This window comes from Nocardia sp. NPDC049935 (assembly GCF_055586645.1).
The window spans coordinates 662,328-674,762 of record NZ_JBVJHV010000001.1 but is presented as its reverse complement, the minus strand read 5'-3'; the positions used below and the strand labels follow the sequence as shown (position 1 = coordinate 674,762).

At 70.1% G+C, this 12,435-nt stretch carries 13 protein-coding genes and 1 riboswitch; of the genes, 5 read left to right on the top strand and 8 right to left on the bottom strand.

Going from position 1 to position 12,435, the window contains the following annotated elements:
* Window positions 1–64 precede the first annotated feature (64 nt).
* Window positions 65–1,063 (top strand): phosphatase PAP2 family protein, encoded by a 999-nt coding sequence (locus tag ACZ6SF_RS03155; RefSeq protein ID WP_466060291.1) that lies wholly within the window; start codon window positions 65–67, stop codon window positions 1,061–1,063.
* On the opposite strand, the gene ACZ6SF_RS03150 is transcribed toward ACZ6SF_RS03155, so the two are convergent.
* The 5 genes from ACZ6SF_RS03150 to ACZ6SF_RS03130 are packed head-to-tail and all read right to left on the bottom strand — an operon-like array spanning window position 980 to window position 6,559.
* Window positions 980–2,473 (bottom strand): ABC transporter ATP-binding protein, encoded by a 1,494-nt coding sequence (locus ACZ6SF_RS03150; protein WP_466060289.1) that lies wholly within the window; start codon window positions 2,471–2,473, stop codon window positions 980–982. The two genes, ACZ6SF_RS03155 and ACZ6SF_RS03150, sit on opposite strands and share 84 nt — an antisense overlap.
* Window positions 2,466–3,275 (bottom strand): ABC transporter permease, encoded by an 810-nt coding sequence (locus ACZ6SF_RS03145; RefSeq protein WP_466060287.1) that lies wholly within the window; start codon window positions 3,273–3,275, stop codon window positions 2,466–2,468. Before ACZ6SF_RS03145 ends, ACZ6SF_RS03150 begins: the two co-directional genes overlap by 8 nt.
* Before the next feature lie 11 nt (window positions 3,276–3,286).
* Window positions 3,287–4,261, bottom strand: coding sequence for an ABC transporter permease (locus tag ACZ6SF_RS03140; protein ID WP_466060286.1), 975 nt, complete (start codon window positions 4,259–4,261; stop codon window positions 3,287–3,289).
* A gap of 7 nt (window positions 4,262–4,268) precedes the next feature.
* Window positions 4,269–5,036 carry a class I SAM-dependent methyltransferase gene (locus ACZ6SF_RS03135; RefSeq protein WP_466060284.1) on the bottom strand — a complete coding sequence of 256 codons (768 nt, stop codon included), beginning with the start codon at window positions 5,034–5,036 and terminating at the stop codon, window positions 4,269–4,271.
* Window positions 5,033–6,559 carry an ABC transporter substrate-binding protein gene (locus tag ACZ6SF_RS03130; RefSeq protein WP_466060282.1) on the bottom strand — a complete coding sequence of 509 codons (1,527 nt, stop codon included), beginning with the start codon at window positions 6,557–6,559 and terminating at the stop codon, window positions 5,033–5,035. Before ACZ6SF_RS03130 ends, ACZ6SF_RS03135 begins: the two co-directional genes overlap by 4 nt.
* A gap of 101 nt (window positions 6,560–6,660) precedes the next feature.
* Window positions 6,661–6,773, bottom strand: a riboswitch (cobalamin riboswitch).
* Window positions 6,774–7,073: 300 nt separating this feature from the next.
* Here ACZ6SF_RS03130 and ACZ6SF_RS03125 point away from each other — a divergent pair.
* Window positions 7,074–8,057: a glycosyltransferase family 9 protein gene (locus tag ACZ6SF_RS03125; protein ID WP_466060280.1), complete on the top strand. Its 984-nt coding sequence runs from the start codon at window positions 7,074–7,076 to the stop codon at window positions 8,055–8,057.
* On the opposite strand, the gene ACZ6SF_RS03120 is transcribed toward ACZ6SF_RS03125, so the two are convergent.
* Complete coding sequence (locus ACZ6SF_RS03120) at window positions 8,026–8,400, bottom strand: ArsR/SmtB family transcription factor (RefSeq protein WP_466060279.1); 375 nt, start codon at window positions 8,398–8,400, stop codon at window positions 8,026–8,028. The two genes, ACZ6SF_RS03125 and ACZ6SF_RS03120, sit on opposite strands and share 32 nt — an antisense overlap.
* 185 nt (window positions 8,401–8,585) lie before the next feature.
* Here ACZ6SF_RS03120 and ACZ6SF_RS03115 point away from each other — a divergent pair, with 185 nt between their 5' ends.
* Window positions 8,586–9,284 carry a M23 family metallopeptidase gene (locus ACZ6SF_RS03115; RefSeq protein WP_466060277.1) on the top strand — a complete coding sequence of 233 codons (699 nt, stop codon included), beginning with the start codon at window positions 8,586–8,588 and terminating at the stop codon, window positions 9,282–9,284.
* A gap of 106 nt (window positions 9,285–9,390) precedes the next feature.
* Window positions 9,391–10,476, top strand: coding sequence for a hypothetical protein (locus tag ACZ6SF_RS03110; RefSeq protein ID WP_466060276.1), 1,086 nt, complete (start codon window positions 9,391–9,393; stop codon window positions 10,474–10,476).
* Here ACZ6SF_RS03110 and ACZ6SF_RS03105 read toward each other — a convergent pair.
* Window positions 10,427–10,750, bottom strand: a complete 324-nt coding sequence (locus ACZ6SF_RS03105; RefSeq protein ID WP_466060274.1) for a hypothetical protein — start codon at window positions 10,748–10,750, stop codon at window positions 10,427–10,429. The genes ACZ6SF_RS03110 and ACZ6SF_RS03105 overlap by 50 nt on opposite strands.
* A gap of 428 nt (window positions 10,751–11,178) precedes the next feature.
* On the opposite strand from ACZ6SF_RS03105, the gene ACZ6SF_RS03100 reads away from it, so the two are divergent.
* Window positions 11,179–11,514, top strand: a complete 336-nt coding sequence (locus ACZ6SF_RS03100) for an RNA polymerase-binding protein RbpA (protein ID WP_449895681.1) — start codon at window positions 11,179–11,181, stop codon at window positions 11,512–11,514.
* 105 nt (window positions 11,515–11,619) lie between these two features.
* Here the strand turns inward: ACZ6SF_RS03100 and ACZ6SF_RS03095 are convergent, their stop codons facing one another.
* Window positions 11,620–12,408, bottom strand: coding sequence for an ABC transporter permease (locus tag ACZ6SF_RS03095; protein WP_466061320.1), 789 nt, complete (start codon window positions 12,406–12,408; stop codon window positions 11,620–11,622).
* Window positions 12,409–12,435 lie beyond the last annotated feature (27 nt).

Here is a 12,435-nt window from a genome sequence, read left to right as displayed (position 1 = left end):
CCCGACGGTCGGCGTGGCGTCGCTTTTCGTTCACCCGATGGACGACTGATGGAAAACTGAAGGGATGGGAGCCCCCGCGACCACGGCGCCTGCCCGCACCCGGCCCCGTCGGCTGCTGCGCAGTGGTGTGTGGTCGGCCTACCTGCTGGCGCTCGTGGTGGTGACCGTGGTCTTCGGCCCACCCACCGATCGCATCTACCAGGCGCTGTGGATCGTGGCCGGGATCGCGGCCTACCAGCCGGATCGCCCGTGGCGCGAGCAGGTGCGCATCCTCGTCGACTGGGTGCCGCTCATCGCCGCGCTGGTGATCTACGACCACACCCGCGGTATCGCCAACACCCTCGGCATGCCGGTCCGAGTGGAGGAACTGGTATCGGTGGAGAGCTGGTTGTTCGGCGGGACGGTGCCGACGGTCTGGCTCCAGGATCATCTGCTGCACGACGACGGGAAACCCTGGTGGACGGTGCTCACCGGCCTCGTCTACATGAGCCATTTCATCGTGCCCTGGCTGATCGCCGCCGTCTTCTACATCCAATCGCGCGACCGCTGGTCCAAGTACATGCGGCGGGTACTGCTGCTGTCCTATCTGGGCCTGCTGACCTATGTGCTGCTGCCGTCGGCTCCCCCGTGGTACGCCGCCCGGGTCGATGTCATCCACGCCGATATCCGGCGCGTCACCGGGTTCGGAATCGGTCTCGTTCCCTACGACGTGGGTGGCGACTGGCTGGCCGCGCAGAGCAATCCCGTCGCCGCCATGCCCTCCCTGCACGCCGGTTTCGCGCTGCTGGTGACACTCGCGCTGTGGCCGGTGGCCCGGCACCGGTATTGGCGGATACCGCTGGCGCTTTTCCCGGTGGCGATGGCGTTCACCCTGGTCTACGGGGGTGAGCACTATGTCATCGATGTGGTGCTGGGCTGGGTGTACGTGGTGATCACGATCCTCATCGCCACAGCCTGGGAGCGGCGCCGCCGCCGGGCCTCACCCGAGGACCCCGGCGCCGCCGGCCGCGAGGAGACGGGCCAGGACTCCCGTACCGGGGGTACCGGACAGCTGGGCCGGTGAGCCGACTCCGGTCAGCCGGCCGTCGTCGAGGATCGCGAGCCGGTCGGCACGCGCGAGTTGTTCGTCCAGATCGTGGCCGATGGACACCACCGCCGCCCCGTGGGTGCGGCGATAGTTGTCCAGGTGGTCGAGGATGCGCCGGGCGGTGGGCCGGTCGAGCGCGGTGGTCACCTCGTCGCAGAGCAGCACCCGGGGCCGGGCCAGCAGCGCCCGCGCCAGGGCGGCCCGCTGGAGTTGTCCGCCGGACAGGCCGGCGGGGCGGCGGCCGGCCTGGTCCGCGTCGATATCCAGCTCGGCCAGTACGGTGACCGCGGCCGCCCGGGCCGCGGTCCGGTCCATTCCGCGTAACCGGACCCCGGTGGCCGCCACCTGGTCGAGTACCGTCCGGCGCGGATCGAACGAGCCCGCGGATTCCTGCCAGATGTACTGGATCGCCGCGATCCGGCTGCGGGAGCGCCGCCGCAGCACCGGGAGCGGGGCACCGTCGGCGGTGATCCGGCCGCCGGTGGGCCGGACGAGTCCGGCGAGGCAGCGGGCCAAGGTCGTCTTGCCCGCACCCGAGACCCCCACCAGGCCCAGCCATTCCCCGGCATACAGATCCAGATCGATATCGCGCAGGATCACCGCGCCGTCCCGCCGCACCGTCAGATCGCGAACGCACACGATCGGATCGGCGGCCCCGGGGGCGGCCGGACGCGATTCCGGTTCGGATTCGGGCCCGAGGCGGCCCGCGCTGTCCGGCCGGCCCGCCCGCACGAACAGCGTGCGGTCGGCCAGCCGCCGGACCGCGTAGGCGTCATGGGTCACCAGAACCACGGCGCCGCCCGCGCGCCGCACCCCGTCCAGACCCTCCAGCAGCGCGGTCCGGGCCGGGGCATCCAGCCCGACGGTCGGTTCGTCGACCACCAGGACGTCGGGTTGCCAGGCCAGTACCTGCGCCAGCGCCAGGCGGGCGCGTTCGCCGCCGGAGAATTCGAACGGATACCGGCGCAGCGTGCGGTCGAGGTCACGGTCGTCGATATCGAAGGCCGCCGCCGCGAGCACCCCGGCGATGTGGGCGCGCCGCTCCGCCCGGCGCAACCGCGCACCGCCCTCGCGCCGGTGCCGCAGCGCGACCAGTTCCCCGAGCGCCGGCCCGATCCGGCGGACGGGGTTCAGCGTCGATGCGGCATATTGCGGCAGGTAGCCGATCCGCACCCCGTCCGCGCGCCGGATCTCCCCGGATAACTCGAGCCCCGGAGGCGTCCTCGCCGCCAGTGCGGACGCGATGGTCGTCTTCCCGGCACCCGAGGGCCCGAACAGTGCCACCACCTCCCCGGCGGCGATATCCAGGTCGATATCGCGCAGGATCACCGCGTCACCCGCCCGGGCTCCCAGTCTCCGCACCGAGATCAGCGGATCGTCAACCACGGGTGCGTCCCCCTCGCGCGTAGCCCGCCGCGACCGTCCGCGGATCGGACAGCAGATCATCGGCCAGCAGATTCGTTCCCACCGCGAGCAGCACGATCAGCGTCGCGGGCAATACCACCGACCACGGCGCGATCAGGAGGGCGTCCTTGTTCGCGGCGACCGATACCGCCCAGTCGGGTGCGGTGGTATCGAATCCGAGGCCGAGGAAATTGGCGGATGCCAGGAAGTACACGGCCGTGGTGAAGCGGATACCGAAATCCGCCGCGAGCGGGCGCGCCAGCTCCCGGACCGCGTAGCGGCCGTAGCGGTAGGCGCGGGTCTCCCCCTGCATCCGCAGGGCGTCCATCACCGGCCCGTGCACGACCCCGGACGCCGCCATCCGGGCGAAACGCGCGATCGGGGCCACCAGCGCGAGACCGATCGCGCCGGCGATGGCGAGGCCGGACCCCTCGGTGCGCAGCGCCGCCACCATGATGATCAGCAGCGACGGTATACACAGCAGGACATCGACCGGGCGCATCAGCAGTTCGTCGAGCCATACCCGCGGCGCCGCCGCTGCGGCGACTCCGATCGCGAAACCGGCCGCGTACGCGCCCAGGACGGTCAGCAGGGTCACCAGCAGGAAGGTCTGTCCCCCGGTGAGCGCCGCGGCCAGTACATCCCGGCCCAGCCGGTCCGTCCCGAACGGTGACCACGGCGACGGTCCGAACGGCGCCAGCCGCTCGGCCGGCGCCGCGCGAGCCGCGAGCGGGCCGACGGCCGCGAAGACCAGCGGGATCGCGATCAGCGACAGACTCGTCATCCGCCGCCGGCTCATCCCCGCGCCCCTCGCGCCGACCGCGGATTCATCCGGTACCCCGCGATATCGATGGCGATATTCACGAGCAGAGCGAACAGGGCGGTGAGGGAGACGATCGCGAGAATCACCGGATCGTCCCGGTTTCCGATGGCGCCGATGAGTTCGGAGGCGATACCGGGCATCGCGAAAACGGCCTCCACGATCAGGACACCGGAGAGCAGACCGCCGGTGGCGCGCCCGAGTTCCTGTACCGCCGGGGCCAGCGCGTTGGGCGCGATATGCCGGGCCAGCAGCGATGTTCTCCCGACCCCCAGCCGCCGCGCCTGCACGATATAAGGCTGATCCATCACATCGATCACCCCCGCCCGGATCAGCCGCACCAGCGGCGCGGCGATCCGCGCCACCGTGACGACCAGCGGCAGTACCAGGTATTCGGGCCGGTCCACCAGGGTCGCGAGGTCGACGCCGAGGAAGGTCGCGGGCAGCAGGTCCAGGCGGACCGACAGGAACGCGACCAGCAATACGGCGAGCACGAAATCGGGAATCGAATCCAGGCCGATACCGATCGTGGTGATGACCCGGTCGCGCCCCGAGCCCGGGCGCAGCCCCGCGGCGAAACCGGCGCTCACCGCCACCGGTATCAGCAGCACCAGTGCCAGCACGGCCAGCAGCCCGGTGGTGAGGAACGGACCCGCGATCACCGCGCCGACGCTCTCGCCACTGGCGTACGAGGTGCCGAAATCCCCGGTGACCGCCCCCGCGATCCAGTCGAGGAAGCGGGTCACCGGGGAGACGTCGAGTCCGAGCAGTTCACGCGCGGTATCGCGCTGCTCCTCCCCGAGGATGGTGTTGTTCTGGATATCGGCGGCGTCCCCGGGCAGCAGCAGCGAGAGCACGAACACCAGGATCAGCAGGACGAACAGCTGACCCACCCCGATCATCAGGCGCCGCGCCACCAGCCGGCCGAGCGTATGCGGGTCGCGCGGCACCGGCCGGTCACCGGACGCCGACGACGACGCGGTCGTCGCCGTACTGCCACACCACACCGGCCTCCGCGAAACCCGCGTCGCGCGCGAAGCCGAGGTAATCGTGGACGGTGGGCCGGTCGTGCACGGTGTGCTCGAAACCGCCCGCGCGCAACCGGACCAGGCCCGCCAATTCGGGCGCCTGCTCGACCGCGGTCCACCACGCGCCCCAGTTCTCGGCCGCCGCGGCGCCCGTCTGCCGGGCCCGGCGGGACGTCAGCGCCCGGCCGAGCGCGTCGAGGCGGGGCCCGGCGGGTCCCTCGTAGAGATGATCACCGTCGACGAACACTCCGCCTTCCGGCAGCGCCTTCGCGCAGGTCTCGATCAGCGCGCGCAGGGGCTCCCGGTTCATCCAGTGCAGCGCGGTCGTGCTCACGAAGGCGTCCGGCGCGCGATCGAGCCCGAGCGCGTCCAGCCAGCCGGGAACCCGGAGATCGGCGCGGACAGTGCGCAGGCGCGGCGACCCGTAGGCGGCCTCCGCCAGGGCCAGTAGCAGCGGATCGGCGTCCACTCCGACGATCCGGGCGCCGGGTAGCCGCGCCAGCAGCCGCTGGGACAGGGTTCCCGGTCCCACTCCCAGGTCGACGATCAGCGGATCCGCCCGGCCCACCGATTCCAGGAGCACATCGCCGATCACCTCGAACCGCGTCTCGCGGTCGGGCATGTAGTGCTCCTGCTGGCGGTCCCAGCGTTCGATCCAGTAGCGGGCGAGCGCCGCGTCGAGCACCGGAGCGGTCATCGCGCGCCGACTCCGTCGAATCGCGCCCACGCGTGCGAATTCGGGACCGCGGCCGGAAGCCCCCGATATCCGGATCGGGCCGCACTGTTCCACGGTGTGGTGCCGAAGAACACGAAACCTCCTCTGTCGTGCAGTATTTCGTGCATGGTGCGATAGATGGCCGCCCGGTCCGCCACATCGGGAGTCGCCTGGGCGGTCGTGTACAGGCGGTCGAACTCCGGGTCGGACCATTTGGTCCGGTTCTGCGGCGAGGTGCTCAGCAGCCGTGACGCGAAATGATTCGGAATCGGCAACGGGCCGGATTGGCCCATCGTGAGGTGGCCGGTTTTCAGCGCGTCGGTGTAGTAGCTGTCCTTGGCGCCGAGTACCACGTTCACCCGCGCCCCGCAGGCGGCCGCCTGGTCGGCGAAGAGCCGGGCCGCCTCGACGAATCCGTAGGCCACCGGCGCGGTGAACAGATCGAAGGTCAGGTCCCGGACGCCGGCCTTCCGCAGTAGCCGGCCCGCCTCGTCCGGGTCGTATTCGTGCTGGGGCAGGTCGGCGTAGTACTGATTCCCCTTGCCGAACACATCGTTGGCGACCTCCCCCTGCCCCTCGAGGGCCACCTTCACCAGCTCCCGGCGGTCGAACATCCGCATCACCGCCCGGCGGACATCCGGCTTGTCGAACGGCGGGCGGTCGGTTTTCATGGCGAAGAAGTAGATCCCGCTGCCGGGCGTCGACACCAGATCCAGACCGCCGCTGCCCTCGAGGGTCCGGTGGGCGGACGGGGTGAGGTTGTCGGCGTAGTCGATCTCGCCGCTGCGCACCGCGTTCACCCGGGCATCCGCCTCGGCACTCACGATTCGCAGTTCACCGATCTCGGGCCGGCCGCCCCAGTAGTGCTCGTTGGCGGTGGCGACGAATTGCCGGCCGGGCTCGAAGGAACGGAAGACGAACGGGCCGGTGCCCACCGGACGGGTGAAATCGGCCGCACCGTCCTGCACGATCTTGGTTCCGTACACCGACAGGGCGATGAGGAACTCGAACGACGGCTGTGTCAGCGCGATCTCGACCGTCCGGTCGTCGACGGCCCGGCAGCCCGGCAGATCGACCTGGGCGAGCGAGGACGCGGCGATGAACGGGCGTTTCTGCGCGGGCCCCAGCACCCGGGACAAGGTGTACAGCACATCCCGGGAGGTGAACTTCGTACCGTCGTGCCATCGCGCGTCGCGCAGCGCGATCCGCCACCGGGTGCCGTCCGCGTTCGGCTCGCCCGATTCGGCCAGTCGCGGGATCGGCGTCATCGTCTCGTCGCATTCGAAGAGCCCGTCGTAGACCGACTTCATCCGCGCCTCGTCGATGAACAGGGTGTTGACCCCCGGATCGATACCCTCGCCGGCGCCCGACCCCTGGAACGCCGCGGTGAACACATCGGTACGGGCACCCGTACCACCACCGCACCCGGCGACCAGCGCACCGGCGGCGACCGCGCTGCCGGCCAGGAAGGATCGCCGGCTCATCGGCACGGGCGGGATCGGCATATCGGACTCCTGTCGCGTCGGGCCCTTCACGCGACAGATATGCGAAACGCACCGCACAGCGGCGCGTTCGGCGCATCGACCAATACCCACGTGATCATGACCGTTCCAATACTTCATCCGCGGGTATCTGGCTCCGGCCCGCGCACGGGCCACACAGTTGCGGGACAGCGCCGGATTCACACCGGGCTTCCCCACGGACGTTCCAGACATTACCCAAGGGCCCCGCGCCGGACCACGGTGCCCGATCCGGCAGGGCGGCAAACGGATCGACCGGTATCCCCACGGCCCGGCGCCACCACCGGAAACCGGCGGGTGGGCCCGGCGGGGCGGATGATCCCCGGCCGGATCCCGGCGATGAGGCGAACCCGTGGCATGTGATCCAGACCGCGACCGGGCCACGTTTGCCCCTGATCACTGGGGGTAGTTATTCAAGCGGGAGTGCTCTCGTCGTGGCCGGCCCCCGGGGCCGCTCGGGAGGGGGCGGTCGACGAGTAACGGTGGCTAGGAGAGTCGGGTGTCGGTAGTTCTCGTGCTTCAGGCACGCGGTCTCGGTGATCTGCTCACGGCGGTCCCGGCACTGCGCGCGCTGCGGCGGGCGCGCCGCAACGACCATCTCGTCCTCGCCACCCCGCACCGCTTGCGCCCGATCGTCGATGTGATCGCGTCGGTGGACGAGATCCTGCCGATCGCCGACCCGCAGGGCCTGCGCTGGGACGGCCCCCCGCCGAAGCTCGCGGTCAACCTGCACGGGGCGGAGGCCACCTCCATCGTCGAACTCGCCAAAACCGGCGCCGAGCGCATCCTCACCTATCGCAATCCGGCGTTCCCGGAGATTCCCGGCCCCGACTGGCAGGCCGGGCGCCATCCCATCGACCGCTGGTGTCATCTGCTCGAATTCGACGGGATCGGCGCCGATCGCCGCAACCTCGGCCTGGTTCCCCCGGTGGCCACCACCAATCATCGCGACTGCGTCGTGGTGCATATCGGGGCGGGCGCGGCCGCCCGGCGCTGGCCCGCCGACCGGTTCGCGGCCGTGATCCGGCATCTGCTGGTGCTCGGGCACGAGGTGGTGCTCACCGGCGACGAATGCGATCGCGACGAAGCCCTGGGCATCGCCGCCCGGGCGGGCCTGTCCGGACAGCGGGTGCAGGCCGGGACCCAGAACCTCATCGAACTGTCCGCCACCGTCGCCGAGGCCTCGGTGGTGCTCTGCGGCGATACCGGGGTCGCGCATCTGGCCACGGCGTTCGGGACCCGCACGGTGCAGCTGTTCGGGCCCACCCCGCCGGAGGAGAGCGGCCCGCCGCAACATCTGCTCAACCGCCACGAGGTGCTGTGGGCCGGCCGTACCGGCGACCGGGAGGCGGTCACTCCCGATTCCGGACTGCTGCAGATCGGCGTGGGCGAGGTCATCCCGGCGCTGGATCGTCAGCTGCGCAAACGGCGCGCCGAGGCGACCACCGGCGTTACCGGCGTCTCGTATCGCCGGGTGGGCTGAACCCCGGCCGCCGGGGCTCGGGCCGTAGCTCCCGGCCGCGGGCCTCGGTCAATGCCGCGTTGTAGGCGGCGAGCGCACTGGGCCAGAACTGTTCCAGGTAATCGCGGGCGTCGCCGAGCCCGCGGGGGTCCAGCGAGTAGAGGCGGCGGTTGCCGACGGGCCGCACCATCACCAGGCGCGCTTCCCGGAGTACCCGCAGGTGCTGGGAGACCGCCGAACTGCTGATCCCCACCTGATGGGCCAGCTCTCCGACCGACCGGGGCCCGGAGGGCAACGCCTCGAAAATCGCCCGCCTGGTGGGGTCTGCCAGGGCGATCAGCGGCGCGGCTCTGTTAGCGACCACTCAACAAGTGTCACTTTCCGGCACACTCGGGTCAAACATCGTTCGGATGTCTCATTTGCGCAGCTCGAAGGGCGATATCGGACATTTCGTTACCGGACGGTTATCAGCGACCTGGGCTTATGCGCGCGAGTGACGGTTGCCACACGATTGCTGACCGGGCGCGCCGGTCCCCTAGCTTGTATCTCATGCCCGTGACCCTTCCGTTACCTTTCCGCAAGCTCACGGTGCCGTCGATCGGCCGTCGTCGCGTAACGACGCAGGTTGTCGCCACCACGACCGCTGTCGCTGCCGGTTTCGGCCTCTTCGCCGCCGGTGCCGACTCCGATAACGAACAGATCACTCCGGTCGCCGCCTCGGCGTCGGCGCAGCAGGGGGAAGCGCCCCAGCAAACCGAACAGCCGGCCACCTCCCACGACCCCGGCGCCTGGGATCCGCACGCGGCCGCCCAGCCCGTCGCGTGGCCGTTCCCCGAACCGCCCCGCCAGACCACCGTCCGCCCGGTGAACGGCGTGCTGACCTCGGGCTACGGCGCCCGCTGGGGCACCGCCCACAACGGCATCGACTTCGCCGGCGATATGGGCGCCCCGATCCACTCCGTCACCGACGGTACGGTCATCGAGGCCGGGCCCGCCACCGGCTTCGGCCTGTGGGTCCGCGTCCAGCAGGACGACGGCTCCGTCGGCGTGTACGGCCATATGCAGGACATCCTGGTCGGAGTCGGCCAGCAGGTCCGCGCCGGTGACGTGATCGCCACCGTCGGCAGCCGCGGCCAGTCCACCGGCCCGCACCTGCACTACGAGGTCCACCAGCCCGGTATCGGCCCCATCGACCCGCAGCCGTGGCTCGCCGCGCGCGGTCTCGATGTGAACAACTTCCCCGGCTGACCCTACCCACGATCCATACCGGCGGCCCCGGCGATACCGGGGTACCGGGCGGTATCCGTCCCGCAGCGGGACGTCTCCCCCGGTCTCCCGTTCCTACCGTCGGTCCATGCCCGCATTTCCCCCGCCCGGCGCGCCCGTCCACACCGGCCGCCCCCTGTTCTCCGATCCGCGTCGGGTGATCGGACGCCTGCACCGGCCTTTGCTGCTCTGTTCCGCGGCAATGGCCGGTCTGGTGTTTTCCGGCCTGGTCGCGATGGTTTTCGACGACCGGCAGCTGCTCGGTGAATCGGTCTGGCTCAAACCGGTGAAATTCGGGCTGGCGTTCTTCCTGTACTCGCTCACTCTCGCCTGGCTGCTGTCGCTACCGCATCGGGGCAGCCGGATCACCTGGTGGTTCGGACTCGTCTTCGCCGTGACCGGAGTCGTGGACGTGGGTTTCATCGTGCTCCAGGCCGCACGCGGCACCTTCAGCCATTTCAACACCGAAACCGACGCGGTGAACGAGATCGGCCAGATGGTGTTCGCCTCCGGCGTACCCGGGTTGTTCGTCGCGAATCTGGTGATCGCGGTGATCGTTTCGATACGGCCCGGGGCGGATCGGCCGACCGTCTGGGCGATCCGGGGCGGACTGGCGCTCGCGGTGGCCGCCATGGCACTGGGGTACCTGATGGGGTTCACCGGAACCCAGCTCACCCGCACCGCCGACGGCCGTCTCGTGGAGCTGGCGGCCGGTCATACCGTGGTCGACCCGGAAACCCGGCAGGCCCTGGGCGCCCCGGACGCGGCGGCGGGAATGCCGGTGACGCACTGGAGCACCGTCGGCGGTGACCTGCGGATAGCCCATTTCGTCGGCCTGCACGGTATCCAGGTCCTCCTCCTCGCCGCGGTTCTCCTGGCCTGGGGCGCGGCGCGGTTCCCGCGGCTGCGGCCGGTCCGCGTCCGCAGCCGGCTGGTCGGCGTGGTCACGCTCGGCTGGGCCGGGCTGCTGGCGATCACGTTCTGGCAGGCGATGCGCGGCCAGCCGCTGCTACGTCCCGATTGGGCCACCCTGCTGGCGGTGTCCATCTCGGCCGTCGTGGTCGCGGGCCTGACCGTCGCGAGCCTGCGCGCCGGACCGGAACACCGGCGCGGCGCCCATCGGGTCAGCGCAGACGTTCCGCGTCTCGCGCCAGTTCCACCAGCACCGCGCTGAGGCGCGCCAATTCCACGGTATCGGCGCCCTCCTCGACCGCGATGGCGACATCCTCGGCCGCGCAGCGCGCGGCGAACCAGCGGTCGGCCAGGGCGGTGGCCTCGGCGGCACTGAGCACCACCGAATCAGCGGGGATACCAGTGCCCTTCACATTGTTGCGGTGTTCGTAGGCGCGCTGCCGGCAGGACTGCCGACAATACCGGCGCCGCCGACCCGCTTCCGTATCCACAATTTCCCGACCACACCACAGACACGACTGCAACCGGCGCGACATGACCCGACACCCTAATAGGCACTCTCGCATCGGCACACACCGCACACCGCGCGGCCCACTCCGCCGAACGCCGTACAATGGCAAGGCTCTCCCGAACAAGGGAACGGATCGACCCTCACGAACGTTGACAAGAACAGGGCGCACGGCCGGGACCGGCACGAATCCTCGGATTCGTACCACAGGTAACGGCTTGCACACGTGACCCGAACGGTCGGCGGAAGAATCGGCCGGCACAGCGCGGACCCACGAGGTCCGCGTCGGAGAACACAGGGGTCAACCCACCGGTTCGCGCCCCGGATCGGGTTCCGGTGCCCCCGCAGTGGATACACCCGCCAGGTGTTTCCGCTCCGGCGGTAGTGGAACACAGCGACCGAGGACCGCGAACCCGCGCGCGGCAACGCGCCACAACACAGAGAGGACCTGTACAGATGGCAGATCGCGTACTCCGGGGCAGCCGGCTCGGAGCGGTGAGCTACGAAACCGACCGCGACCATGATCTGGCACCCCGCCGGATCGCCCGGTACCGGACCGACAATGGTGAAGAGTTCGACGTCCCGTTCGCCGACGACGCCGAGATTCCGCCGACCTGGCTGTGCCGCAACGGCCAGGAGGGTGTGCTGATCGAGGGCACCACGCAGGAGGCGAAGAAGGTGAAGCCGCCGCGGACCCACTGGGACATGCTGCTCGAGCGCCGCAGCAAGGAAGAGCTCGAGGAACTGCTCAAAGAACGCCTGGAACTGCTCAAGACCCGTCGCCGGGGCTGAGTTTCCGATCACAGCGCGGAGGTTGCGGCCCGTCACGGGCCGCAACCGGTGAAAAGACCGTGCCCGCCGGGATCGTCCGGCGGGCACGGTCTTTTCTGTGACGGGTCAGCGGCTGGCGACCCGCCGGTACTGGAGCAGCGCCAGCGGAATGGCGATCGCGAGGATCGCCAGCGAGCAGCCGATCGCGTATTCGACACAGTGATCGGCCGGCCAGCCGCTGGCCGGGACGAAGGTGGGCGGAGCGCTGTTGTCGAACAGTTTCCGGCCGGTCGCGGCCACCGCGGTGATGGGATTCCATTCGGCGATGGTGGCCAGCGGGCCCGGCAGGGTTTCGGCGGAGATGAACGCCGAGGAGATGAACGACAGCGGGAACAGCCAGATCAGCCCGGCGCTCTGGGCGACCTCGACATTCGGCGCGAGCAGGCCGGTGAGCGCGCCGACCCACGACATGGCGAACGCGAACAGCAGCAGTACCCCGTAGGCGAGCACCGCGTCGAGGAAACTGCCCTCGATACTCCATCCGACCACGTAACCGCAGGCGGTCATCACCGCCAGGCTCACCATGCTCACCACGAGATCGGACAGGGTACGGCCCATCAGCACCGCCAGCCGCGACATCGGCAGCGCGCGCATCCGGTCGATGATGCCCTTCTCCAGATCACCGGCCAGGCCCACGGTGGTGAAGGCCGCGCTGAAGGCGACGGTCTGCGCCATGATTCCGGCGATCAGGAATTCCCGGTACTCGCCACCACCGAGCGAGGCCCCGAACACGTAGGCGAACAGGAATACGAACATCAGCGGCTGCACGGTGGCGGTCACCAGCAGGGTCGGCACCCGCATGATGGTGAGCAGATTGCGGTGCGCCACGATCGCGCTGTCCCGGAAGACCCGCATCCGGGGCCGGTTCGATTTCGGGAGTCG

Excerpts from the sequence above, each read along its gene's own strand:
- ACZ6SF_RS03155 (WP_466060291.1), top strand. The coding sequence starts at position 65 with ATGGGAGCCCCCGCGACCACGGCGCCTGCCCGCACCCGGCCCCGTCGG.
- ACZ6SF_RS03145 (WP_466060287.1), bottom strand. The coding sequence starts at position 3,275 with ATGACGAGTCTGTCGCTGATCGCGATCCCGCTGGTCTTCGCGGCCGTC.
- ACZ6SF_RS03135 (WP_466060284.1), bottom strand. The coding sequence starts at position 5,036 with ATGACCGCTCCGGTGCTCGACGCGGCGCTCGCCCGCTACTGGATCGAA.
- ACZ6SF_RS03130 (WP_466060282.1), bottom strand. The coding sequence starts at position 6,559 with ATGCCGATCCCGCCCGTGCCGATGAGCCGGCGATCCTTCCTGGCCGGC.
- ACZ6SF_RS03115 (WP_466060277.1), top strand. The coding sequence starts at position 8,586 with ATGCCCGTGACCCTTCCGTTACCTTTCCGCAAGCTCACGGTGCCGTCG.
- ACZ6SF_RS03110 (WP_466060276.1), top strand. The coding sequence starts at position 9,391 with ATGCCCGCATTTCCCCCGCCCGGCGCGCCCGTCCACACCGGCCGCCCC.
- ACZ6SF_RS03105 (WP_466060274.1), bottom strand. The coding sequence starts at position 10,750 with ATGTCGCGCCGGTTGCAGTCGTGTCTGTGGTGTGGTCGGGAAATTGTG.
- ACZ6SF_RS03100 (WP_449895681.1), top strand. The coding sequence starts at position 11,179 with ATGGCAGATCGCGTACTCCGGGGCAGCCGGCTCGGAGCGGTGAGCTAC.
- ACZ6SF_RS03095 (WP_466061320.1), bottom strand. The coding sequence starts at position 12,408 with ATGCGGGTCTTCCGGGACAGCGCGATCGTGGCGCACCGCAATCTGCTC.